The sequence below is a fragment of the Pseudomonas sp. Gutcm_11s genome, assembly GCF_028649395.1.
Lineage (GTDB): Bacteria > Pseudomonadota > Gammaproteobacteria > Pseudomonadales > Pseudomonadaceae > Aquipseudomonas.
This window is the reverse complement of record NZ_JAQSUW010000003.1, coordinates 1-24,554: the sequence shown is the minus strand read 5'-3', so window position 1 is coordinate 24,554 and position 24,554 is coordinate 1. Positions and strand designations below refer to the sequence as shown.

The following is a 24,554-nucleotide window of genomic DNA, read 5'->3' as shown; positions in this document are numbered from 1 at the left end:
AAGCGCATTGTTAGGTGCGTTCATGGCGAGGCAGGCCTGGGCGGAATTTGTTTGGCGGTGAGTACCGATATGAGAGCGTCCTCGCCTGGGGGAGAAACCTTTGCAACTGCAGAACACGGAATGATTGCCATAAGGCCACCTGCGAGCTGGAGAAAATAGGTATCCCTGAATTGAATGTGGGACGTCACCGCAGCCCAAGGCGCGAACGACTTTACCCCTTCGACTGTTTCGTGCAACCCATCATCGTCGATCGTAAGTTGGATCTCGCGTGGCGCGAGCTTCTGAATTTGAGCTTCGAACGCCTTTGGGAACTCGCGCCGAACCTGGAAAAACCAAGCCACTTTGTATCCGATGAAGCACAGCGCGATAAAGACGAAAACAACTTCTTGTGTATGCCACGCAACAAACCCGGCAAAGAGGCAAAGCACAAGGTATTCAAGTGTCTCGCGCCGATACCCGGCAAACACCGCTCGAATTGGATCCCGAGACAGCAAGTACTCACGGGCCAGATATTCCCTAGGACCTATCCAGTATTGGAGATCAATGCGCATCGATGCACCTAACGATTAAGCTAAGGGGCCGGCTTCGCCGGTCCCAGCGAACGGAGTGAGCGCTTTGAGCGCATTGTTAGCCACCTACTCTATACCGGAAGAAGTCACGACAAAATGTCGGCCATTTAGCCCAGGGCCGAGTAGGCGCCAAAACTCAGTGTCTATTGGGTACACATTTGGGGTAGAGACCTCAATGCAATGGCCGCCAGAGAAGTTCAAGGTGAAAGGTCCCAATCCTTTTGCTTTTATGGATTCAATATACGGTTGTGTCAGGAGGAAATTTATATCCCCATGTTCCGAGCTGGTGATGCCTTGGGATGGATCACCATGATTTAAATCGATGCGCCAAGTTGTTTGAATGTGGAGGGCATACTCACCGATATTGTGCTTGCTCCCATTCAGTGAAACTCTTTCTCTTGGAGTGCCAAACTGAATCATGAGCATGCCTCCAGCAAATGCAGCTCCCCATGCCTCAAGGCCGATTAAGCGGTTAAGTTCGCTTTCTATTTGCTCACTTTGGGTCATTTGGGGTGGCTAACTATAAGTAGGCGACACATGTGACGTAATGTTTTCCGCCACATGTGTCGCATAACATTCCCTGTCTCTGCGAAATCCCTTTTGAGGCTGAGTCTGCCATAGGCAAACGCGACACCGCTCATGATGGCAATGCGACAGGACCTAGCGGCGACATTACGAATTCGCGAGGCGCGCGTCTAGGTTCCGGGATCGGCTGAAAGTGCCGATCCAGAGGCTGGAAGTGTTGGCTGTTAGGGACTGCTGCGGATCAAGGCCGAAGCGGGCAAGGGAGAGGAGGCCTTGGGGACGTTGGCGCTGGGTGTATCGCGAGGTATCAGGGAACAGGGCGCGCTCAGGCGCGCCGCTGGGTGTCGGCGGGTTGGGCGTCGCGCAGGGCGCGGAGGGCGAGGGCGTCCTGATTCATTTGCAGGATGACCCGGTGCAACTGCTGGCGCAGTACTTCGTCGCCGGTGCGTTCCGCGGCGCGCATCACGGCGACGGCGGCGGATTCGTTGTTGGCGGCAACCTGATCGAGGGTCTTGCGGAGGTTCTTAACGCTGGTCACGACATGGGCCTTCTGAAACAAGAGCCGGCACCATAACGGGCGGTGGTTACGGGGATGTTGCAGTGCGCAGGGGCTAGTGGGCGTCGGCGCAAGGCGGGTGAGACCAGCATGCCCCGAGGGCGCGGCAGACGCGGGATTCAGCCGCCCGGCGGGAGCCAGGGCGGCTTCTTGTGCAGATGTTTCCGTGCCCCATTCGAGGCGCGGATGCTCTGGTTCTAGAGCTGGAAGGGCGAGGCGGCCAGCACCACGCCGGTTTCCTCGGCATAGTCGTCCCAGTGCTCGATCAGCGCGGCCAGTTTGGTGGGTTCGCTCTGGGCCAGGTCGGTGGTTTCGCCGGGGTCCTTGCTCAAGTCGTACAGCTGCCAGCTAGCCGGGCCCAGCGGTTTGGGGATGTACACGGCCTTCCACTGGCCTTTGCGCACGCCGCGCATGCCGAACAGTTCCCAGCCGGTCACCGTGTCCTCGTCGTGCACTTCCGTGGTTTCGCCGCTGAGGTAGCCGAGCCAGGACTTGCCGCGCAGCGCCGCCACGTCTCGGCCGTTCCAGCGGGTGCCGGGGTGGCGCACGCCGGCCAGGTCGAGGATGGTCGGGGTGACGTCCATCACCGTGCTGAACGCGCCGCTGATCTGCCCGCCCTGGCGGGCGAATTCCGGGTAGCGGATCAGCGCCGGCACGCGGATGCCGCCCTGGGTGGTGAAGGCCTTGAACAGCTTGGACGGCGCGGTGGCCGCCTGCGCCCAGCGCGGGCCATACCAGACGTAGGAGTTGGCGTTGCCGATGTTGTCCAGGCTGTTGTCGTAGTGCGCATCGAGGAAGCTTTGCAGGTTCGGGCCGAACTTGGGGAAGGCTTCCAGCAGCGCGCCCTCGGCGCCGTTGTCGGAGATGAACAGGACAAAGGTGTTGTCCAGCTGACCCTGCTGGCGCAGGTAGTCGACCACCCGGCCGATGTTCCAGTCCATGCGCTCGACCATGGCCGCGTACACCTCCATGGTGCGTGCCGAGATCGCGCGTTTCTCCGGGGTGAGCTTGTCCCATTCCTGAGTGAAGGCCAGCACCGGGTGGGCCTGCACGTCCTCGGCCACCAGGCCGAGCTGCTTGAGGCGTTGCAGGCGCTCCTGGCGCAGCGCCTCGGGGCCGGCGTCGTAGCGCCCCTTGTACTTGGCCACCACTTCCTGCGGCGCCTGCAGCGGCCAGTGCGGCGCGGAGAAGGGCAGGTAGGCGAAGAACGGCCGGCTCTGGTCGCGCTCCTTGAGGTACTGGATCAGCTTGTCGCCGAAGGCGTCGGAGGAATAGAAGCCTTCGGGCAACTCATCGACGAACTGGTCGTCTTCGATGTACAGCGCCGGCGTCGATTTCAGCACGCCTGGAGTGTTCTCGTCGTAGGGCGGCTCGAAGCCATAGTGGTTGGCGGCGCCGGGCAGCAGGGAGAAGGAGCGCTCGAAGCCGCGCGCATGCGGCGCCAGCTCGGGCTTGAGGCCCAGGTGCCACTTGCCGGCCATCAGCGTCTGGTAGCCGGCCTCGCGCAGCAGCTCGGGCAGGGCGACCACGCGCTCGTTGAGGTAGCCCTCGTAGCCGGGCTGGCCGATCTGCTCGGGAGCGATGGCCTCGGCCATGGCGCCGATGCCGGCGATATGGTGGTCGGTGCCGGTGAGCAGCATCGAGCGGGTCGGCGAGCAGGTTGGTGCCACGTGGAAGTCGGTCAGGCGCAGGCCGTTCAGGGCCAGGGCGTCGAGGTTGGGCGTGGCGATCTCGCCACCGAAGGCGCCGAGGTCGGAGAAGCCGAGGTCGTCGGCAACTATCACCAGGAAGTTGGGGCGTGCGGGTGTTCTGGACATGGTGGTGGACTCGCTATGTGCTGAAGGTGGCCCGCGCGGCCGAGCCACGCGGGCGGTTGTCTGGATTCAGGAAGGGGCGCCGCTCTGCCGCCAGCGGCTGGCCAGGCGCTCAAGGCGCAGGCCGAGGGCGGCGAGCAGGGCGCCGAGCAGGCCGACCAGGACCATGCCGGCGAACACCCGGGCCATCTCGAATTTCTGCTGGGCGCCGACCATGTAGCTGCCGATGCCGATCCCCGAGTTCATGAAGTACTCGGCGCCGAGCGAGCCGAGCCAGGCGTAGATCAGCGCCAGGCGCAGGCCGGCGAAGATCGACGGCACGGCGCCGGGCAGGATGACCAGGCGCAGGCGCTGGACGAAGCTCAGGCGCAGGGCATCGGCCACCTCGTCGAGCTGCGCCGAGCGGTTGGCCACGCCGCGCCAGGTGGCCAGGTACACCGGCAGGAAGGCGGCCAGGGCGATGAAGACGATCTTGGCGAAGTCGTAGATGCCGGCCCAGGCGGTGATCAGCGGTACCCAGGCGAACAGCGCGACCTGGCGGAAGGCGGCCAGGCTTGGCGCGAACAATTGCTCCAGCGGGCGGAACAGGCCGAGCAGCAGGCCCACGGCGATGCCAATCGCGCTACCGAGCAGCAGGCCGAGCAGGCTGCGCAGCAGGCTCCAGCCCAGTGCGGAACTGAGGCTGCCGTCGAGCAGATCGGCCCAGCCGGCCTGCACGATGCCCAGCGGCGACGGCAGGATCGCCGGGTTGACCTTGCCGCTGGCGACCAGCGAGCTCCAGCCCCACAGCAGCAGTAGCGGGATGGCCCAGCGCCGTGCCTGGGTCGCCAGCCAGGCCCAGCCGCGTTGCGGCGCGCGCTCGGCATGGGCGGCCAGCGGCGGGCGAGGCCAGCGCACCAGGGCGCCGTCGAGACCCTGGATACCGCGGTCGATCAGCCAGCCGGTGAGGCCGATGACCAGGATGCAGACGAACACCAGGTCGAGCTGGAACAGCTGGCGACCCCAGACCATCAGGTAGCCGATGCCCTCGCTGGAGGCCAGCAGTTCCACGGCGATCAGGGTCATCCAGCCGGCCATCAGTGCCAGGCGCAGGCCGGTGAGGAAGGCCGGCAGCGCTGCCGGCAGGGTCAGCCGCCACAGGCGCAGGTACCAGGGCAGGCGCAGCACGGCGGCGGCCTCGCGCAGGCGCTCGGGCACGTCGCGCACGCCGACCTGTACGTGCACCGCCACCGGCACCACCACGGCCTTGAAGATCAGGAACAGCTTGAGACCGTCGCCGATGCCCAGGTAGACGATCAGCAGCGGAATCCAGGCCAGCGTGGGGATCTGCGCGAAGGCATAGAAGCTCGGCGCGATGATGTCCTCGGCGCGGCGGCTGAGACCGGTGAGTACGCCGATCAGCAGGCCGCCGAGCACACCGAACAACAGCCCCTTGACCAGCAGTGCCAGGCTGACGCCGAGCTGGGCCAGGGCACCGCCGTGCCAGAGGTCCAGCGCGGTGTGCCACACCTGCGACGGCGGTGGCAGGATCTGCCTGGGCATCCAGCCATTGGTCGAGGCCAACGACCAGAGCAGGAGCAGGGCCAGCGGCACCACCAGGCCGAGCAGGGCCGGCGGTAGCTTGAGGTTGGGTAGAGAGTGGAAAGCGCCGAGGCGCTCAGTGCCAAGGGTCGACATAGGCCTCCCGTTGCGGCCAGTAATCGGTGAGTTGCAGCTCGGCCAGGGCCTGGTCGAGGAAGCGCGGTTCGGCCCAGCGCTGCACGTCGACGCGGCTGCGGATCAGGCGTTTGGCGTAGGCGGCGTCGGCGCCGTACTGCAGGTGCTTGAGGAAGTAGTCGTCGAGCAGCGGCGAGTTGCGTCGGGAGAGAGGCTCGCCCTGCAGCTCCTGCGCCATCAGCTCCGGCGGCAGGCCGATCTGCTTGACCAGCAGCTCGACCGCCGCTTCGCCGTTCTCCGGGCGCGAGCTCCAGTGCGCCGCCTGGACCAGCACGCGCACCAGGCGTTCGGTGATGGCCGGGTGGCGTTCGACGAAGTCGCTGGCGCCGAGCATGGTCACGGCAATGGTGCCGGTGCCGTCGCCGCCCTGGGTGCTCAGCGGAATCTCGGCCAGGCCGCGGTTGCGCAGGGCCAGCACGCCGGCGGCGCTCCACACCGCGTCGATGCGCTTGGCGGCCAGCGCGGCGAGGCCGGCGCTGTTGTCCAGGCTGATCAGGTGGAAGTCCTTGTCGCTGTAGCCACGGCTGGCCAGCATCGCCTCCAGCGACAGGTGCCCGGCGGTGCCGAGCCATACGCCGATGGTCTTGCCGCGCAGTGACTCCAGGCTGTCGTGGCCGCTGCCCGGCACCACGCCGAGGTAGCCGTTCAGGCCACGGCTGGTGGCGGCCAGCAGGCGCGTACGGTTGCCCACCGCCTCACCGATGATGGCCGCCAGGTCGCCGAGGAAGGCCACGTCGATCTGCTCGTTGGCGAAGGCCTCGTTGATCGCCGGGCCGGCGTTCTTGAAGAAGGCCCATTGGATCTCGATGCCGTCCTTGGCGAACTCCTGCTCGAACAGCTTCTGCGTGTAGGCGTAGTCGATGGTCGGCGTGCCGCTGCTGGGGTGGCGTCCGGCGCTGGCGTCCGGCACCGCCACGCGGATGACCTCTAGCGGTTGCGCGGGCTCGGCCGCCAGCGGGCCGGCCAGGCTCAGTAGCAGGGTGGCGATCAGGCCAGGGAGCTTGTTGCGCATGTCAGAGCGTCCGTGGCTGGCGGGTGAATACGCGCAGCAGGGCGCCGCCCAGCTCGCGCAGCAGGCGCCCGGCGAAGCTGAAATCGAGCACGCCGGTCTCGTCGACATAGCGCTGCCAGTGGCCGATCAGCTTGTTCAGGCGCTCCGGCTCGGCTTCGGCCAGGTCGTGGATCTCGCCGGGGTCGCGCTTGAGGTGGTACAGCTGCCAGCGTCCCGGGCCGTCCGGTTTGGGGATGTACAGCGCCTTCCAGTCGCCCTGGCGAATGGCGCGGGCGCGGAACAGCTCCCAGCCGGTGGTCTCGTCCTGGCTGTGCGGCTGCGCCTCCTGGCCCTGCAGGTAGGGCAGCAGCGAACGACCGCGCAACGGCAGCACCTCGCGGCCCTGGTAAGTGGTGCCGGGGTGCTCGGTGCCGGCCAGCTGCAGCAGGGTCGGCACTATGTCCATCACGGTGCTGAACTCGTGGCTGATCTGCCCCTGCAGCTGCAGGCCCGGCCAGGTGATGAAGGCCGGCACGCGGATGCCACCCTGGCTGGTGAACAGCTTGAACTGGCGCGACGGCGCGGTGGCCGCCTGGGCCCAGCGCGGACCGTACCAGAGGTAGGAATTGGCGCGGCCGAGGTTGTCCAGGCTGTTGTCGTAGTGCTTGGCGATGAAGCGCTGGGCGCGCTTGCCGACGATGGGGATGGCCTCCAGCGCCGCGCCCTCGGCGCCGTTGTCGGAGAGGAACAGCACCACGGTGTTGTCCAGTTCGCCGGTGGCGCGCAGGTGCTCGGCCACGCGGCCGACGTTCCAGTCCAGGCGCTCGACCATCGCCGCGTACACCTCCATGGCGCGTGCGGACTGGCGGCGGCCGGCTTCATCCAGTTCGTCCCAGTTCGGCGTGTCCGCCACCACCGGGTGGGCTTCGACATCGGCCGGCACCAGACCCAGCTCCTTGAGGCGGGCCAGGCGCTGCTGGCGCAGGGCATCCGGGCCGGCATCGTAGCGGCCGTGGTACTTGGCGATCAGCTCGGCGGGCGCCTGCAGCGGGAAATGCGGCGCGGAGAACGGCAGGTAGGCGAAGAACGGCCGCTCATCGTCCGCCGGGCGCTCGCCGAGGTACTGCAGCAGGCGGTCGGTGAAGGCGTCGGAGGAGTAGAAGTCCTTGGGCAGTTCGGTGACCGGCTCGAAGCCGTCGCGGTAGGTGCCTTCGACCGTGTGCAGCAGGCGCGGCATCTTGTGCGGCGGCACGTCCGGCGACCAGTCGTAGTGGTTGTGCGCGGCGCCTTCGAGGATGAACGAGCGCTCGAAGCCACGGGCGGCGGCGGAGGTCTCGGCGCTGCGGCCGAGGTGCCATTTGCCGGAGATCAGCGTGTGGTAGCCGGCGTCGCGTAGCAGCTCGGGCAGGGCTGCCACGCGCTGGTTGAGGTGGCCCTCGTAGCCGGGGTTGCGGCGGATCTTCTGGTCGCTGAACTCGGCCATGGCGCCGATGCCGGCCAGGTGGTGGTCGGTGCCGGTGAGCAGCATGGCGCGGGTCGGCGAGCAGGCCGAGGCGGCGTGGAAGTCGGTCAGGCGCAGGCCGGCATTTGCCAGGGCGTCGAGGTGTGGCGTGGCGATCTCGCCACCGAAGGCGCCGAGGTCGGAGAAGCCGAGATCGTCGGCGACGATCAGCAGGAAGTTGGGGCGTTTGCTCATGGGATGCTCGTTACGGTGATCAGTAGGCCAGGGCGGCGAAGGGCAGGTCTTCGACGCGGGGCGGCGGGGCGCGGTAGTCGCCGTCGCCGGTCAGCTCGTAGAGCAGTTCGGCGCGCAGCTGGTGGAAGTCGTAGCCGGCGCGGTCGCGCGGGTGTGGCAGGTCGATCTCGACGATGCGCTTGATCCGTCCCGGGCGCGGCGCCAGGACCACCACGCGGTCGGCAAGGAAGATCGCCTCCTCGACATCGTGGGTGACCAGCAGGCTGGTGATGCCGGCGCGCTTGCGGATGGCCAGCAGCTCTTCCTGCATCTGCTGGCGGGTCAGCGCGTCGAGCGCGCCGAAGGGCTCGTCGAGCAGCAGAATGCGCGGGCTGGCCACCAGGCCGCGGGCAATCGCCACGCGCTGGGCCATGCCGCCGGAGAGCTGGTGCGGGTAGGCGCGCTGGAAGCCGTCGAGGCCGACCAGCTGGATGAACTCCTCGATGCGGCGGAAGCGCTCGGCCTGGGTCAGGTCTTCGTTGACCAGGCCGAGGCCGACGTTCTGTTCCACGTTCAGCCAGGGGAACAGGCGGTGCTCCTGGAACACGATGCCGCGCTCGCTGCCGATGCCCTGGACCGCCTTGCCGGCAACCTCGATGCGGCCGTCGAACTCGCGGTCGAGGCCGACCAGCAGGCGCAGCAGGGTGGACTTGCCGCAGCCGCTGGAGCCGAGGATGGCGATGGATTCGCCCTCGCGGATGTCCAGGTTGAAGTCGCTGATCGCCTGCAGCTCGCCGAAGCGTTTGCCGACGCTGGTGAAACTCACCAGCGGCTGGAGTGGCGGCAGGCCCTGGAAGGTGCGGGAGTCGGGTTGGGTCAGGCTAGTCATGCGGTTCTCCAGCGCGTGGCGCGCGCTTCGATCAGTTGTCCGAGGGTGTTGAGCAGGGCGCCGGTGATGCCGATCAACAGCATTCCGGCCATAACCTGGTCCATACGAAACATTTGCTGGGCGCCGATCATCAGGCTGGCCAGGCCGCCGTCCGAGGGCATGAAGTACTCGGCGCCGATGGTGCCGAGCCAGGCGAAGATCAGCGCCAGGCGCAGGCCGGCGAAGATGGCCGGGGCGGCGCCGGGCAGGACCAGGCGCAGCAGGCGCTGGCGGCGATTAAGGCGCAGGGCGCGGGCCGCTTCATCGAGCTGCGAGGAGAGGGCGGCGATGCCGCGCTGGCTGGCGATCAGCAGTGGGAAGAAGGTGGCCATGCCGACGAACACCAGCTTGGCCAGCTCACCCAGGCCGAACCAGGCGGTGAGCAGTGGCACCCAGGCGAAGATGGCGACCTGGCGCAGCGCCGACAGGGTCGGGCCGAGCACGCGTTCGGCCGGGCGCCACAGTCCGAGCAGCACGCCGAGGAACAGGCCCAGGCTGCCGCCCAGCAGCAAGCCGCCGAGGGCGCGGCGCAGGCTAAGCAGCAGGCCACCCAGCAGGGTGCCGTCGGCCAGGCCCTGCCAAGTGGCCTGGGCCACCTGCGCCGGGCTGGCGAGGATGTTGGCGTCGACCCAGCCGGCGCTGCAGGTCAGCTGCCACAGGCCGAGCAGGGCCAGTGGCAGATACCAGGCCTGCAGGCGCTGCCAGCCTCGGCCGGAAGGCACGCGGCGGAACTCGGCGGCGGGCGGGTGCGGCCAGTGCAACAGGCGGCCGTCGAGCCACTGGATGCCGCGGTCCAGCACGATGCCGAACAGGCCGATGATCAGGATGCAGACGAACACGATGTCGAGCATGAACAGCTGGCGTCCCCAGACCATCAGGTAGCCGATGCCCTCGCTGGAGGCCAGCAACTCCACCGCCAGCAGCGAGGCCCAACCGGTGGCCAGGGCCAAGCGCAGGCCGGCCATGAACGAGGGCAGGGCAGCGGGAATGGTCAGCCGCCACAGGCGCAGCAGCGGTGGCAGGCGCAGAGCGTCGGCGGCCTCGCGCAGGCGTGGCTGGGCATCGCGCACGCCGACCAGGGTGTGGATGGTGATGGGCACGATGATCGCCTTGACCAGCACCACCAGTTTGAGCAGTTCGCCGATGCCGAAGAACAGCATGAACAGCGGAATCCAGGCCAGCGTCGGAATCTGCGCCAGGGCGGCGAAGGTGGGGAATATCAGGCGTTCGGCGCGTGGGCTGCTGCCGAGCCAGGCGCCCAGCGCGACGCCCGCGGCGACGCCGCCGAGCAGGCCCCAGGCCAGGCGCTTGAGGCTGATCGCCAGGTGTTGCCACAGCTCGCCATGACCCAGCTCCAGCAGCGACTGCCAGACCAGCTCGGGTGCCGGCAGCACCTGCTCGCTCATCCAGCGCCAGTGGCTGGCGGCCTGCCATAACAGCAGCAGGGCCAGCGGCAACAGCCAGGGCAGCAGGCTCTCGGCGTGCAGGCGTGGCCGTGACGCAGCAGGGTTCAGCGGGAGGGAAGCGCTCAGACCCATCGGCGGGCACTCCCGCGTGGGTCTATATAAGCACTTTGCAGTAATGGCATATAAAAGCTCATATCAATTCGATTGAGTGATAAGAGCGGTCATTTAAAGAACCTGGGTGGCTCTGCGGCCAATGCCTTTGCCGAATATTTTTTATGCCCGCGGCGCATCTGCCAGCAGAGCCGCGCGGCTGCTGATTTAGGCATTTAAGTAATAAAAAAATAATTTTTTAGTATTTAAATTCCATAAGAGAGTCGTGCCTTTAGTGCGCCCCAGGGAACGCCGTGGAGCGTTCCGCGCATTCAGGAGCACGACCATGAAAAGCCTCTTCACTTCCTTCGCCACCTTGTTCGCCACGCCGGCCCTGATCGGCCTGCTGGCCTACCTGCCGCCGGCGCAGGCGGCGGACGGTGCCAAGGAAATCCGCATCGCTGTGCCCGACCTCAGCGCCGGCAGCCAGCACAGCGGCGGTGGCGTGGTCGACGTGCTGCGCACCCAGCAGATCTTCGAGCAAGAGTTCGCCGCCGACGGCGTGAAGATCACCTGGAGCTTCTTCAAGGGCGCCGGCCCGGTGATCAACGAGGCGCTGGCCAACGACCAGGTGGACTTCGCCTACCTCGGCGACCTAGCCGCCATCATCGGCAAGGCCAACGGCCTCGATACCCGCCTGCTCAGCGCCACCGCGCGCGACATCAAGCACTACCTGGGCGTGGTGCCCGGCTCGGGCATCAAGACCCTGGCCGACCTCAAGGGCAAGCGCGTGGCGATCTTCCGTGGCACTGCCTCGCAGCTGTCGTTCGACGCCGCGCTGGCCAGCCAGGGCCTGTCCGAGCGCGACCTGCAGGTGATCAACCTGGACTTCAACGCGGCCAACGCGGCGCTGGCGGCCAAGCAGATCGACGCCACCTGGGGCCTGTCCAACCTGATCGTGCTCAAGGCGCGTGGCGTGGCCGAGTTGCCGCTGTCCACCGATGACCTCGGCGGCGCCGGCAGCATCCAGGGCGTGTTCGTCGGCCACGGTCGCTTCGTCGATGAAAACCCGCAGCTCACCGCGCGCCTGCTCAAGGCGCAGCAGAAGGCCGTGGCCTGGCTGCGCGACGAGCAGAACAAGCAGGCCTACATCGAGCTGGTTTCCGGCCTGGCCAGCTACCCGACGCTGATCCTCACCAACGACCTGCATGGCACCAGCTTCAACAAGATCTTCGATCCGCAGCTGGACGCGGCCTTCCTCGCCCGCCTGCAGCAGAGCGTCGACCTGGCCGCCGAGCAGCGCCTGGTGCGCCGTGGCTTCGTGGTGGCCGACTGGGCCGAGCCGAAGTTCCTCGACGCGGCGCTGAAGGACTCCGCCGCCGTGGTGGCGCAGAGCGCCAACTGATCCCGACCTGACAGGAGTGACGAAGATGAGCCAACAACCGATCAAGTTCGCCTACTGGGTGCCCAACGTCAGCGGTGGCCTGGTGGTCAGTGACATCGAGCAGCGCACCAGCTGGGACATCGACTACAACCGCAAGCTGGCGCAGATCGCCGAGCGCTCGGGCTTCGACTACGCGCTGTCGCAGATCCGTTTCACCGCCGGCTACGGCGCCGAGTACCAGCACGAGTCGGTGGCCATCAGCCACGCGCTGCTGGCTGCCACCGAGAAGCTCAAGGTGATCGCCGCCATCCTGCCGGGGCCGTGGAACCCGACCCTGGCGGCCAAGCAGTTGGCGACCATCGACCAACTCACCAACGGCCGCATCGCCATCAACCTGGTGTCCGGCTGGTTCAAGGGCGAGTTCCATGCCATTGGCGAGCACTGGCTGGAGCACGACGAGCGCTACCGCCGCTCGGAGGAGTTCCTCCGCGCGCTGAAGGGCATCTGGACCCAGGACAACTTCAGCTTCAACGGCGACTTCTACCGCTTCCGCGACTACACCCTGAAGCCCAAGCCGCTGCAGCAGCCACACCCGGAAATCTTCCAGGGCGGCAGCTCGCGCGCCGCGCGCGACATGGCCGCGCGGGTGTCCGACTGGTACTTCACCAATGGCAACACGGTGGAGGGGATCAAGGCCCAGGTCGACGACATCCGCGCCAAGGCTGTGGCCAACGGCCATGCGGTGAAGATCGGGGTGAACGCCTTCATCATCGCCCGCGACAGCGAGGAAGAGGCCCGCGCCGTGCTGCAGGAGATCATCGACAAGGCCAACCCGGAGGCGGTCAATGCCTTCGGCGCCGAGGTGAAGAACGCCGGCGCGGCCAGCCCGGAGCGCGAGGGAAACTGGGCCAAGTCGAGATTCGAGGACCTGGTGCAGTACAACGACGGCTTCAAGACCAACCTGATCGGCACGCCGCGGCAGATCGCCGAGCGCATCGTCGCGCTAAAGGCGGTGGGCGTGGACCTGATCCTCTCCGGCTTCCTGCACTTCCAGGAGGAAGTGGCGTACTTCGGCGAGCATGTATTGCCGCTGGTGCGCGAGCTGGAGGCGGAGCAGCGGACCGAGCGGGCGGTGGCTTGATGGTGGATGGCCCGCGCCCGCCGATGGGCGAGCGCGGGCCAATCGTCAGCCGAGCTGGGTGAAGCCGAAGGGATTGTGGCGGATGTCGCCCAGCGGATAGCCGAAGTCGGGGCGACCTGGGTACGGCTTGCTCGGCTCGTCCAGCTCGCCGACGCCGAAGGCAGCGAGGAAGGCCTGTTCGAAGCGCGCGACGCATTGCAGCTGCTGTTCCTCGCTGGGCTCCTCGTCCTCGGGCAGCACGATCACGAAATCGGGCAGCCCCAGGTGCTGCATGCCACAGCTGTACAGGCGGTTGTCGTCGGCAATGGGCTTGCGCACGAACATCTTGTACAGCGCCAGCAGCATGGTCTTCTGCTCGCGCTGCGCGACGGCATGGTTCATCTCCTCGGCCAGCTCCTTCCAGCGCTGCAGGCCATGGGCCAGGCCGGCGGTCTCGATCTTCGCCGCACCGATCAGGTTGCGTTCGATCAGGTGCGCCAGGCAGCGCGCGGTGACCATGGCGATGGAGATGCGGGTGCGCTCCGAATAGATGCGCGGCACGATGAAGTAGGCCGAGGCGCGGTGCTGCTCGATGTTCTGCCAGTCGCGCTCGGTCATCGACGGCTCGGTGCGGTCCATGCAGGCGGCGTAGGAGCGCGGCATGCGGTCGTCGTGCTCCAGCTCGCTGAATTCCCGATCCAGGCGGAAGGTCTCGCAGCCCATCGAGGCGGCCAGCGGCTCGAATTCGGCCTGCAGCTCGTCGAAGGAGTCCATGTCGCCCAGCACGTTGATGATCAGGTCCGACGGCAGGTTGGCTTTGGTCTGCTGCAGTTCCTCGTCGCGTGCCTGCAGGTAGGCCTCCAGGGCCGCGAACAGTGCTGCGCATTCTTCCTGGCAGGCGGCGGGCTGCTGGTCGAGAGGGAAGGTATCCAGCTGGTCCTGGCCGTGCTCATCGACCTCTGCCGGCTGGAACAGTAGCTCGCAGGCGCCGCTGTCCGCATCGCGCAGCTTGAAGATGAAGTGGCGGTGATCGCTGAAACCGTTGTCCGCCGCCGGCCCGCTGAAGTTCCCCACGGCGATGCGCAGGCGCTGGTGCTCCAGTTCGATGTACAGCTCGACGTCGTCGCCTTGTTGGTCCTCGACGCTGACCCAGTCGTAGTTGTCGCCACCCTCGATATAGGCGAGGAAGTGCTCCTGGACGTATTCCAGATTGAGCAGGGCCTGGATGCGGGCGTAATCGATGGGGCTGGGCTGGTGCGACATGGCGGTTCCCTCCGGGTGCTTTCCGTGGCCGCCATGCTCGCGCAAAAGCATGACGGGCGCTGTGCCGCCCTTGGCGATTGCACCACGAGGCCTGTCCGCGTGCGGACGTCAGCTGCCCAGCGACTTCATCAGTTGCCGCGCGCTCTCGAAGTCGGCGGTGCCGAAGCCTTCGCAGAACGAGTCCATCAGCTCGCCCAGCTCACGGGCGGCACGGGTGTGCTTGCCCTGCTGCAGCCACAGACGCGCCAGGCTGGTGGTGGCGCGCAGCTCCCAGGACTTCAACCCGTGCTGACGGGCCATGGCCTGGGCCTTGAGCAGCAGCTCCTCGCCGGGCCCGGACCAGCCGGTGGCGCTGGCGGCGAGCAGCAGTTCGCCCTGGCAGCGGATCAGCTCCGGCAGGGCGGAGATGTCGTCGGCGCCGCTGGCGTGTGCGATTGCCGCATCGATCAGGCGCTGCGCCTCGTTCAGCCGGCCATGCTGCGCCAGGGTCAGGCACAGCGCCGAAGTGTAGGGCGCAAGGTATGAGGCGAAACGCACGCGCCCCAGCTGTGCCAGCGCCGGGCAGATGATCTTGTCGTAGGCCTCCGGTTCGCCCTGCCAGAGGCGGTACAGGCCGCGCCAGAATTCGCCGCCCCAGAACTGCCCGGCACCAATCGGGTGGGCGCCGAGGTGCTGCCAGCCCCGTGCGTCGAGCAGTTGCTGGCTGGGGCCGGCGAGGGCTGGCAGACCGCCGGTCAGCAGGTTGATCGCGCAGGTGCTCATGGTCAGCACATGCCAGCGGCTGGCCAGGTGGTCGCAGGCCTGCGCCTGGTGCTCGGCCTCTTTCAGCGTCTGGCTGGCCTGGTCGGGGAAACCCTGCAGCCACAGGGTGTAGGCGAGGGCGCAGAGCGCGGCGACCTTCTGGTCGTATGCATAGCGCAGGATGTGGCGCTGGCGCAGGCGCTCGGGGTACTGCTGCAGGACCAGCTGCAGGCCGGCGCGAGCCTCGTCGAGGCGGCCCAGGCAGAGCTGCGACAGGGCGATCATGCGCTGTGCCACCAGCTCGTCGCCGGCCTCGGGGCGCCGCCTGGCCAGGCCGAGGAAGTCTTCGGCGATCTTAAGGTTCTGCGTGTAAGGGCCGTTGAGGTAGCCGTGGGCCCAGATGCCCCAGATGGCCAGCGTCTGGTGGTCGTATTCGTCCAGGCGGCTGGCGATGCTCAGGGCATGCTGGAACGCCTCGCGCGTCTCGAAGGTGGCGCCGGTGTAGAGCAGGGCCTTGCCGCGAGCGACTTCCAGCTTCATCACCTTGCGCTCGAACAGCTCCGGCTTGGCCAGATGGGCGAGGGCGCGGCTGGCACTGATCAGGCACTCGGCGACCTGCGAGCGCTGCAGCCAGAACGGCAGCGCGGCGATGGTCAGGTCGATGCCCAGTACCGAATCGTGGCCCTGGTCGAGGGTCCAGCGCAGGGCCTCGCGCAGGTCTTCCTGCAGCGCCTCGCACAGCGCGCAACGCGGTGACTGGCCGAGTTCCCAGAATGACGAGGCGCTGGAAAACACCTCCAGCAGGTACAGCGCGTGCAGGCGTTGTGAGAGGGCGTGTTCGCCGCTGCCGGCGAGTTTCTCGCTGGCGTAGTTGCGGGTGGTTTCCAGCAGCCGGTACTGGCTGCCCGAGAGCTGCTGGCTCAGCGTCAGCAGCGACTTGCTGACCAGGCTGTCGATGCCCTCGGCAATCGCTTCGGCGCCGAGTTCGGCCGAGATGCCGACCGCCAGGGCGCCCTCCAGGCCGAAGGCCCCGGCGAACACGCTCAGGCGCAGCAGCAGGGCCTGGTCGCGTGGTGAGAGCAGGTTGAAGCTCCAGTCCAGCGTGGCGCGCAGGGTCTGTTGCCGCGGCAGGGCGGAACGGTTGCCGCCGGCGAGCAGGTCCAGCTCCCTGTCCAGGCGTTCGGCCACGGTGACCAGGCCGAGGGTGGCGACGCGTGCGGCCGCCAGCTCGATGGCCAGTGGGATGCCGTCCAGGCGCCGGCAGATGCGCGCCTTCAGCGCCGTCGTCTGCTGCTGGGTCATGAGGTCGATCTGGCCGTGCTCCTGGCGCGCCTCGAACAGGCGCACCGCGCTGCTGGACAGGACTTCCTGCAGGCTGGCATCGGCGGCGGGGACCGCCAGCGGGGCGACGCGGTAGAGGTGCTCGCCCTCGACGCGCAGCGGCTCTCGGCTGGTGGCGAGGATCTGCAGCGTGCTGTTGGCGCGCAGCAGGGTTTCGACCGCGGCGGCGGCCGGTTCGACGAGGTGCTCGCAGTTGTCGAGCAGCAGCAGGATGCGCCGGCCGGCCAGGCTGCCGGCGATCTGCTCCAGATCGGCCTGGCCGCTGGCGGGAGCCAGACCCAGGGCGGAGCTGATGGTGGCGATAAGGAATTCGTCGGTGGACAGCGTCGCCAGGTCGGCCAGGCAGATGCGCTCGGGAAACAGCGTGCGCAGCTCGCGCGCGCATTCCAGGGCCAGGCGGGTCTTGCCGATGCCGCCGGGGCCGATCAGGGTGACCAGACGCTGCTGGCGAATGCTCTCGGTCAGCTCGTTGAGGGCGTCTTCGCGGCCGATCAGGCGCGAAACGCCGAGCGGAATGTGCAGGTTGGCCGAGGCCGGCGGGGCGGGCGGCTGGCCGGTGAACTGGTAGCCGCGACCGGACACGGTGCGGATCGACTGGCGCTCCGGGCCCAGCGCCTTGCGCAGCAGCGAGACCTGCGCCTCCAGGGTGTTTTCCTCGACGATGCGTCCGGGCCAGACGACGCGCATCAGTTCGTCCTTGCTCACCACCTGGCCTTCCGCCTGGAGCAGGGCGACCAGCAGATCGAAGGCGCGGCCGTGCAGTTCCACCGGCTGGCCATGCACCCGCAGCAGGCGCCGCGACGGAGTGACTTCACAGTGGCCGAAACGGATCGGGGCGAACGAAGGCTGATTCATGGAGCGGTCTCGCGCTCGGGTTGATATCGGCGTCGATCGGCGAAGATGACTATTTGAAGTCACCAGACTCGACGCAACTCGGCGTTGCCTTACCGCCGCGATGCCTAAGCTAAACACAGAATTCAGGATTCTTCAGGTTTTCCCAAGGAACTGATTCTGCCGCCTCGCTAGCCTCCCGTTCTAACAGGTTTGCGGCGCCTCCCAGGCTGCCGCCGAACACCGCCGGAGGCTCCATGTGCAGGACGCGACCATCAGCAGCGCTGCTCACCCGCCAGCCACTTCTGTGCGCTGATCCGGGCCTTCTGCAGCCTCGCCTGCCTGCCAGGCCATCTGGAGAAGATCGATGACGACCGAGCACGACCCGGCGGTCGATCGGCAGCGCCGTGCGCTGTTGATCGGCTCCGCCGCGGCAGTCGCCGCCCTGACGTTGCCACTCGTTGGCTGCGTGGGCAGTGGTGCGACAGATGCCAACCCCCAACCCCGCAATGGAGAGAGCAAGAGCATGGGCACTATCACGACGCGTGACGGCACACAGATCTACTACAAGGACTGGGGCAGCGGACCGGTGGTGGTGCTCAGCCACGGCTGGCCACTCAACGCCGACAGCTGGGAGGCGCAGATGCTGTTCCTGGCCAACAACGGCTACCGGGTGATCGCCCATGACCGGCGTGGCCACGGGCGCTCCAGCCAGCCGTGGAACGGCAACGAGATGGACACCTACGCCGACGACCTGGCGCAGCTGCTGGAGCACCTGGACGTGCGCGGCGCATCGCTGTTCGGCTTCTCCACCGGCGGTGGCGAGGTGGCGCGCTACATCGGCCGCCACGGTACCTCGCGGGTGGCCAAGGCCGGGCTGATCGCGGCGGTGCCGCCGCTGATGGTGCAGACCGAGGCCAATCCCGGCGGCCTGCCGATCTCGGTGTTCGACGGCATTCGCGCGGCCTCCATCGCCGACCGTTCGCAGCTGTACAAGGACGTCGCCAGCGGTCCGTTCTTCGGCTACAACCGGCCGGGCGCCAAGCCCTCCCAGGGCGTGATCGACGCGTTCTGGATGCAGGGCATGATGGCCGGGCACAAGAACGCCTACGACTGCATCAAGGCGTTCTCCGAGACCGACTTCACCGCCGACCTGAAGAAGTTCGACGTGCCGACCCTGATCCTGCACGGCGACGACGACCAGATCGTGCCGGTGGATGCGGCGGCACGTGCCTCGGCCAAGCTGGTGCCGCACGCCAAGCTGGTGATCTACCCCGGCGCCCCCCACGGCATCACCGACACCCACAAGGAAAAACTCGGCGCGGACATGCTTGCGTTCCTGCGCGGCTGAGCACTCATGCGCCCGCCGAATCCCGGCGGGCCTCAGATAAAGGAGAGACGAGATGAGCGGCAAGAAGGCATTGATCGTGGTGGACATCCAGAACGACTACTTCCCCGGCGGCCTGTGGACCCTGAGCAAGGTCGAGGCGGCTGCAGCCAAGGCGGCCCAGGTGATCGCGGCGTTCCGCGACAGCGGCGACCTGGTGGTGCACATTCGCCACGAGTTCACCAGCCAGGACGCACCTTTCTTCCGGCCGAACAGCGAGGGCGCGCAGTTGCATGCGAGCGTGATCAACCAGCCGGGCGAGCCGGTGGTGCTCAAGCACTACATCAACTCGTTCCGCGAGACCGAGCTGAAGCCGATCCTCGACAAGGCCGGGGTGAGCGAGGTGGTGGTGGTCGGCAACATGAGCCACATGTGCGTGGATGGCATCACCCGCGCCTCGGTCGACTTCGGCTACCAGACCACCGTGCTGCACGACGCCTGCGCCACCCTCGACCTGGAATTCGACGGGGTCAAGGTGCCGGCCGCCCATGTGCATGCGGCCTTCATGGCGGCGCTGAAGTTCGGCTATGCGCCGGTGATCTCCACCGCCGACTACCTCGGCCAGCACGCGAGGAACGCGGCATGAAACGCGTCCTGGCGAGCATCCTCGCCGGCACGTTCGTCGCGCCGGTCATGGCCCACGAACCGGGTGGCATCCACAGCGAGAAGAGCGACAAGGTCGAGGCGGCGTTCGACCTGGTGCACACGCGGGTGTCGCGTGACGGCGAGATGCTGGTGTTCGAGCAACTGGTCGACGGCAAGGCTGGCAGCCGCACCCCGTCGCCCAAGGGCAGCTTCGCCGGTGCCGAGGTCTACAGCTACGTCTGGCCCACCAGCCTGGACAGCGGTTCGGTCGGCTTCGAACAGGGCTCGGGCATCCTCGCCCTGGCGCTGACCTCGCACCCGGACTTCGACGACACCCCGCAGCTCGACGAGAACGGCGACGGCAAGAAGGACAACGACGGCGGCCTGTGGCACTCGCACTGGGTGGTGCTGACCAAGGATGCGACCTGCGGCCCGTCCGGACTCAAGGTGCGCGACATCCCCGAGGGCACCAAACCCAAGCTGCCGCCGACCTGGCCCGGCGCGCCGATCTACATCGACTCGCCCGGCTACGACCTCAGCGTCAAGGAAGACGCCGCGCAGATTCGCGTGCCGTTGAAAGCTGTCGGCTTCCCCGAAAGCTTCAACTACGACGGGGTGACCGCCGCCCTGCAGGTCAACGCCGACCTGCACAACCCGCTGCTGTGCGTGAGCAGCGTGTGGGACGTGGCCTCCGGCGACCTGAGCCTGCCGGCTACCTGGAAGGCCACCGACAAGTGACGAGCCACGCGGCGCCAACCCGGCGTCGCGACAACGGTGGAGAACGTCATGAGTTACTCGAAACAGGACACCGGCCTGCTGCTGGTCGACCCCTACAACGACTTTCTCAGCGAGGGCGGCAAGCTCACCGGGCCGACCTTTGCCCACGCCATCGTCACCACCGCCGAGCTGCTCGGCGAACTGGTTTAAGGAGCAACCCTGATGTCGCAGAACAAACTGACCAACGCCGTCGGCGCGCCCGTCGTCGACAACCAGAACATCCAGACCGCCGGCCCGCGCGGCCCGGCGCTGCTGCAGGACGTGTGGTTCCTGGAGAAGCTCGCCCACTTCGACCGCGAGGTGATCCCCGAGCGGCGCATGCACGCCAAGGGCTCCGGCGCCTACGGCACCTTCACCGTGACCCAGGACATCAGCCGCTACACCCGCGCCGCGCTGTTCTCCGAGGTGGGCAAGCAGACCGACATCTTCGTGCGCTTCTCCACCGTCGCCGGCGAGCGCGGTGCGGCGGATGCCGAGCGCGATATCCGCGGCTTCGCCATCAAGTTCTACACCGAGCAGGGCAACTGGGACCTGGTGGGCAACAACACGCCGGTGTTCTTCCTGCGCGACCCGCTGAAGTTTCCCGACCTCAACCACGCAGTGAAGCGCGACCCACGCACCGGCATGCGCAGCGCGCAGAACAACTGGGACTTCTGGACCAACCTGCCGGAGGCGCTACACCAGGTCACCATCGTCATGAGCGACCGCGGCATCCCCGACGGCTACCGACACATGCACGGCTTCGGCAGCCACACCTTCAGCTTCATCAACGCGGCCAACGAGCGGCACTGGGTCAAGTTCACCTGGAAGAGCCAGCAGGGCATCCGCAACCTCAGTGACGCCGAGGCGGGGCAGGTGGTGGCCGGCGACCGCGAGAGCAGCCAGCGCGACCTCTACGACAACATCGAGCAGGGCAACTTCCCGCGCTGGACCTTCTACGTGCAGGTGATGCCGGAGAAGGATGCCGGCAGCTACGCGATCAACCCCTTCGACCTGACCAAGGTCTGGCCGCACAAGGACTACCCGCTGATCGAGGTCGGCACGCTGGAGCTCAACCGCAACCCGGAGAACGTCTTCGCCGAGGTAGAACAGGCTGCGTTCAACCCGGCGCACGTGGTGCCCGGCATCGGCTTCTCACCGGACAAAATGCTGCAGGGCCGGCTGTTCTCCTACGGCGATGCGCAGCGCTACCGACTGGGCGTCAACAACAGCCATATACCGGTCAACGCGCCGCGCTGCCCGTTCCACAGTTACCACCGCGACGGCCAGATGCGCGTCGACGGCAACCAGGGCGCGCGCCTGGCCTACGAGCCGAACAGCTACGGCGAGTGGGCCGAACAGCCGGAGTACGCCGAGCCGCCGCTGAGCCTGGAAGGCGCCGCCGACCACTGGAACCACCGCGTCGACGAGGACTACTACTCGCAGCCCGCCGCACTGTTCCGCCTGATGTCGCCGGCGCAGCAGCAGGCGCTGTTTGACAACACCGCGCGGGCCATCGGCGGTGCCTCGCAACAGGTGATCGAGCGGCATATCGGCAACTGCAACAAGGCCGATCCGGCCTACGGTGCCGGGGTGGCCGCGGCGATCAAGCGACTGGTGCAGTAGCTCAGCCATCGGCAGGGCCCATGCCTCGGGCTCTGCCGCCGATCGCCAGTCTGGGCGCGCGACTACGGGCTGGTGAAACCTTGATGTTAAAGTGAACCTCAATATCAGCTCGCACCTGAACGAGGAGCACCGGCGACATGAAGATCGGCGAACTGGCGGAGCGCACGGGCCTGGCGCCTTCGCGTATTCGTTTCTACGAGAGTATCGGCCTGCTGCGCACGGTCGAGCGTCAGGCCAACGGCTACCGTAGCTATCCGGCCGAAGCGGTGCTGGTGCTCAACCTGATCGCCACGGCGCAGAAGGCCGGTTTCAGCCTCGAGGAACTGCGCACGCTGCTGCCATCCGACCTGACCCAGTGGCAGCACGGCACCTTGCTCGACACCCTGCGCGGCAAGGTGCAGGACATCGAGGCGCTGGAGCAGCGTCTGGCGCAGAGCAAGGTGCACCTGGTGGCGCTGATCGCCGAGATCGAGGCGAAGCCGGACGATATCGACTGTGCGACCAACGCCAAGCGCGTGCTGTCACGCATGCAGCTGGGCGATATGGATGGCCCGCTGATGGAGGCCGAGGACGCCAAGGTCCTGGGCAAGTCGAGCCGGGGGCGGGCCGCCGGCAAGCGCTAGGGCGTTAGCGAAAGCGCAGGCCAGCCACTCGACTGCTGGCCTGCGCCGCTCCGGCGTACGATGAGATCACTCGCCGTCGAGCAGGCTTTGCAGCGGGGCGGGTGCGTACAGCGCGCTCTGGAACTCCGGCACGTACTCGTACTTCACCATTTCACCCAGATCCAGCGACTTGATGTAGGTCGACAGGCTGCCGTCGTTCAGCTGCAGTTTCACCGTTTCTTCGTCGCCGCTGGAGGCATGGCTCTGCTGGCGCGAAACCGCGTAGCCGTAGGCCAGCTGGCCGTCGTGGCCGATGTTGGTGAAGCTGTTGGTGACCAGCTCCGGCTCCCGGGAGAGGTCGTCCAGCTTGGCGGTTTCCAGGGTGACGTCGAGCTTGCCGGTCTCGCTGTCGGTGATCTCGAATACCACCGTCTTGTCGGTCTGCTTGTAGTCGATGCCGGTCAGCCACTTCGGCAGGTTGTAGCCAACCACGCCGCGCACGCGGGCCAGTTCGGTGTTGACCGGCAGCTTGAGCACGTAGCCCCAGAGGTCCTTCGACAGCGACTGGCTGACCAGGCTGATGGGGCCCAGGTTGGCGTTGCCGGGCTTGTTGGTGACGATGGACAGGGCGATCTCGTTGTAGCTGTCGTTGTCGCAGTAGTGGTAGGCGTAGGCGGTCAGGGCGACCAGGCCACGACCGGGCCAGACCTGCAGCGGCTGCACCTGTTCCAGCACGGCGGCGGGCATCAGTTCGCGCAGTCGCTTCAGGTCAGCGGTGAACACCGCGGTGACGCGGCTGTTGCGGTAGTAGAAGTTCGGCGAATAGGACTCGAAGCCGATGTCGACCTTGGTCTTCTGCAGCCCCTTGAACCAGCTGAGGTCGATGTCCGGTGCCTCGCTGGCGATGACCGAGAGCGGCGGGTTGGAGTGATAGCGGTCGTACAGGCCGCCGGCGACCACCGGGATGGCCTGGCCGGCGATGGTGGTGGTGGCTTGCGGGGCATTGGTCGCGCCGTCCGCCCAGGCAGAGGCTGCCACGACATTCAGCAACAGGCCCGCCATTACCGCGATGTTTCTGACTTTCATGCTTTCTGGATCTCCGCTATCTGCGTGATGGTTGATGTCCGCGCAGATCGCGTCTGCGCCAGGGCTCTGTGGGAGAGCCACTGGGCAGGCACCCTAACTTTTAACTTAACTTTAAGGTCAAGCGTCGCAACGAACTCCTGATCGGGGCATTCGTTGCAACTTGTGTTGCCGCAGGGGCGGTATGCAGCAAGGGCCCAAACAGGGTGGTTCGGGCCAGGGATGGACCGGCCCAAAGCTACACATCTTTGCCGCAAAACCGTCTCACGGCGGGGCTATGGTTAGTAGCAGAATGCCGGTATTTTCAGCGACCTCCGGGCGGCCTCTGTCCGGAGGCTCCCAGGGCCCATCCGGACATAACTACCACTAGAACCGGTGAGGGCCTGCAGCGCATCGCAATCCGATGCCTGCGGTCCTGGCGAATCCTGCTCCCGCGGGCGCTCGCCATGGATCTATGACCCGCCGCCGGGCACGAGCCGGCGCGGTACCGGCATACCCTGCCAGCCACTTATGGATATCTTGCGATGCCCTCCAACCTGAAGTTCAGCCAGAAGATCCTGCTGGCCGCCTCGCTGGTGACGATTGTTGCCTTCACCCTGTTCGTGCTGTTCAACGACTACCGCCAGCGCCAGTCGCTGAACGAGGACGTGCATGCCTCGCTGCAGGAAGTCGGCAGCCTGGCCACGCGCAATATCAAGACCTGGCTGGATGGGCGCATCCAGCTGGTCGAGTCGCTGGCCCAGCAGTTCTCCAGCAATGGCCAGCAGGGCGAGCCGCTGCTGGCCGCGCTGAACCTGCCGGTGTATGGCCAGCGCTTCCAGCTGACCTACTTCGGTGGAGCCGACGGCGCGATGACCTCGGTGCCGGCCGGCAACCGCCCGGCCGACTACGACCCGCGCGTGCGCGGCTGGTACCAGGCCGCCAGCGCCGCTCAGGGCAGCGTGCTGACCGAACCCTACATCGCCGCCTCGTCGAAGAAGCTGGTGATCACCATCGCCACGCCGGTGCGCCGTGACGGCCAGATGGTCGGCGTCGCCGGTGCCGACATGGACCTGGAGAGCATCGCCCAGCTGCTCGGCTCGCTGAAGTTCCAGGGCCATGGCCATGCCTTCCTGGTCAGCGCCCAGGGCAAGGTGCTGCTGCACCCGGACAGCAACTACACGCTCAAGGACATCAAGGAGCTGTACCCGCAGGACACCCCGCAGGTGAAAGCCGGCGTCAGCGAGGTCGAGGTGGACGGCAAGACCCAGTTCATCGCCTTCACCCCGCTGGAGGGGCTGCCCTCGGCCAACTGGTACGTGGCGCTGGTGCTGGACCAGGAATCCGCCTTCGCCGCCCTCGACGAGTTCCGTGCCTCGGCGGCCGTGGCCACCGTCGTGGCGGTGGTCGCCACCGTGCTGCTGCTCGGCATGCTGATCCGCGTGCTGATGCAGCCGCTGCTGCTGATGGGCCAGGCCATGCGCGACATCGCCAAGGGTGAGGGCGACCTGACCAAGCGCCTGAGCGTGCAGAGCAATGACGAGTTCGGCGAGCTGGCCGGCTCCTTCAACCAGTTCGTCGAGCGT

At 66.8% G+C, this 24,554-nt stretch carries 21 protein-coding genes; 9 read left to right on the top strand and 12 right to left on the bottom strand.

Translation table 11 applies throughout. The features are described from left to right. Positions 1–20: 20 nt before the first annotated feature. The 9 genes from PTT45_RS00615 to PTT45_RS00575 form a co-directional block, all read right to left on the bottom strand. Positions 21–551, bottom strand: coding sequence for a YcxB family protein (locus PTT45_RS00615; RefSeq protein WP_273810934.1), 531 nt, complete (start codon positions 549–551; stop codon positions 21–23). Positions 552–635: 84 nt separating this feature from the next. After that, the gene (locus PTT45_RS00610) at positions 636–1,076 is read right to left on the bottom strand and encodes a hypothetical protein (RefSeq protein ID WP_273810933.1); all 441 of its coding nucleotides are present in this window, start codon (positions 1,074–1,076) and stop codon (positions 636–638) included. Between the two features lie 343 nt (positions 1,077–1,419). Next, a complete protein-coding gene (locus PTT45_RS00605) occupies positions 1,420–1,632 on the bottom strand; it encodes a hypothetical protein (RefSeq protein WP_273810931.1) in 213 nt (70 codons plus the stop codon). Positions 1,633–1,847: 215 nt separating this feature from the next. Continuing rightward, a complete protein-coding gene (locus PTT45_RS00600; RefSeq protein WP_273810929.1) occupies positions 1,848–3,467 on the bottom strand; it encodes an arylsulfatase in 1,620 nt (539 codons plus the stop codon). Between the two features lie 66 nt (positions 3,468–3,533). Further along, entirely contained in the window at positions 3,534–5,141 is a 1,608-nt protein-coding gene (locus tag PTT45_RS00595) for an ABC transporter permease (RefSeq protein ID WP_273810928.1), read from the bottom strand. Then, positions 5,122–6,192, bottom strand: coding sequence for an ABC transporter substrate-binding protein (locus tag PTT45_RS00590; RefSeq protein WP_273810927.1), 1,071 nt, complete (start codon positions 6,190–6,192; stop codon positions 5,122–5,124). The genes PTT45_RS00595 and PTT45_RS00590 overlap by 20 nt, the downstream gene beginning before the upstream one ends. 1 nt (position 6,193) lies before the next feature. Beyond that, entirely contained in the window at positions 6,194–7,867 is a 1,674-nt protein-coding gene (locus PTT45_RS00585) for an arylsulfatase (RefSeq protein WP_273810925.1), read from the bottom strand. Between the two features lie 19 nt (positions 7,868–7,886). Continuing rightward, positions 7,887–8,735 carry an ABC transporter ATP-binding protein gene (locus tag PTT45_RS00580; protein ID WP_273810924.1) on the bottom strand — a complete coding sequence of 283 codons (849 nt, stop codon included), beginning with the start codon at positions 8,733–8,735 and terminating at the stop codon, positions 7,887–7,889. Continuing rightward, the gene (locus PTT45_RS00575) at positions 8,732–10,312 is read right to left on the bottom strand and encodes an ABC transporter permease (RefSeq protein WP_273810923.1); all 1,581 of its coding nucleotides are present in this window, start codon (positions 10,310–10,312) and stop codon (positions 8,732–8,734) included. The genes PTT45_RS00580 and PTT45_RS00575 overlap by 4 nt, the downstream gene beginning before the upstream one ends. Before the next feature lie 304 nt (positions 10,313–10,616). Here PTT45_RS00575 and PTT45_RS00570 point away from each other — a divergent pair, with 304 nt between their 5' ends. Next, positions 10,617–11,675, top strand: a complete 1,059-nt coding sequence (locus PTT45_RS00570; protein ID WP_273810922.1) for an ABC transporter substrate-binding protein — start codon at positions 10,617–10,619, stop codon at positions 11,673–11,675. A 25-nt stretch (positions 11,676–11,700) separates the two neighbouring features. Beyond that, on the top strand, positions 11,701–12,795 hold the full coding sequence (sfnG, locus tag PTT45_RS00565; protein ID WP_273810921.1) for a dimethylsulfone monooxygenase SfnG: 1,095 nt from the start codon (positions 11,701–11,703) through the stop codon (positions 12,793–12,795). 45 nt (positions 12,796–12,840) lie between these two features. Here the strand turns inward: sfnG and PTT45_RS00560 are convergent, their stop codons facing one another. Further along, entirely contained in the window at positions 12,841–14,037 is a 1,197-nt protein-coding gene (locus PTT45_RS00560; protein ID WP_273810920.1) for a hypothetical protein, read from the bottom strand. A gap of 108 nt (positions 14,038–14,145) precedes the next feature. Beyond that, the gene (locus tag PTT45_RS00555; RefSeq protein WP_273810919.1) at positions 14,146–16,974 is read right to left on the bottom strand and encodes an ATP-binding protein; all 2,829 of its coding nucleotides are present in this window, start codon (positions 16,972–16,974) and stop codon (positions 14,146–14,148) included. A gap of 502 nt (positions 16,975–17,476) precedes the next feature. On the opposite strand from PTT45_RS00555, the gene PTT45_RS00550 reads away from it, so the two are divergent. The 6 genes from PTT45_RS00550 (at position 17,477) to PTT45_RS00525 (ending at position 21,927) form a co-directional block, all read left to right on the top strand. After that, entirely contained in the window at positions 17,477–18,301 is an 825-nt protein-coding gene (locus tag PTT45_RS00550; RefSeq protein WP_273810980.1) for an alpha/beta fold hydrolase, read from the top strand. 52 nt (positions 18,302–18,353) lie between these two features. After that, positions 18,354–18,923, top strand: a complete 570-nt coding sequence (locus tag PTT45_RS00545) for a cysteine hydrolase family protein (protein ID WP_273810917.1) — start codon at positions 18,354–18,356, stop codon at positions 18,921–18,923. Then, a complete protein-coding gene (locus tag PTT45_RS00540; protein ID WP_273810916.1) occupies positions 18,920–19,660 on the top strand; it encodes a hypothetical protein in 741 nt (246 codons plus the stop codon). The genes PTT45_RS00545 and PTT45_RS00540 overlap by 4 nt, the downstream gene beginning before the upstream one ends. 48 nt (positions 19,661–19,708) lie before the next feature. Beyond that, positions 19,709–19,849, top strand: a complete 141-nt coding sequence (locus PTT45_RS00535) for a hypothetical protein (RefSeq protein ID WP_273810915.1) — start codon at positions 19,709–19,711, stop codon at positions 19,847–19,849. Between the two features lie 12 nt (positions 19,850–19,861). Continuing rightward, complete coding sequence (locus tag PTT45_RS00530) at positions 19,862–21,304, top strand: catalase (RefSeq protein ID WP_443218136.1); 1,443 nt, start codon at positions 19,862–19,864, stop codon at positions 21,302–21,304. 137 nt (positions 21,305–21,441) lie between these two features. Continuing rightward, positions 21,442–21,927 carry a MerR family transcriptional regulator gene (locus PTT45_RS00525; RefSeq protein WP_273810914.1) on the top strand — a complete coding sequence of 162 codons (486 nt, stop codon included), beginning with the start codon at positions 21,442–21,444 and terminating at the stop codon, positions 21,925–21,927. Between the two features lie 66 nt (positions 21,928–21,993). On the opposite strand, the gene PTT45_RS00520 is transcribed toward PTT45_RS00525, so the two are convergent. Next, entirely contained in the window at positions 21,994–22,992 is a 999-nt protein-coding gene (locus PTT45_RS00520) for an acetoacetate decarboxylase (ADC) (RefSeq protein WP_273810913.1), read from the bottom strand. 521 nt (positions 22,993–23,513) lie between these two features. Between PTT45_RS00520 and PTT45_RS00515 the strand changes: the two genes are divergently transcribed. Further along, a partial coding sequence (locus PTT45_RS00515) for a HAMP domain-containing protein (RefSeq protein WP_273810912.1) occupies positions 23,514–24,554 on the top strand: 1,041 nt, incomplete at its 3' end.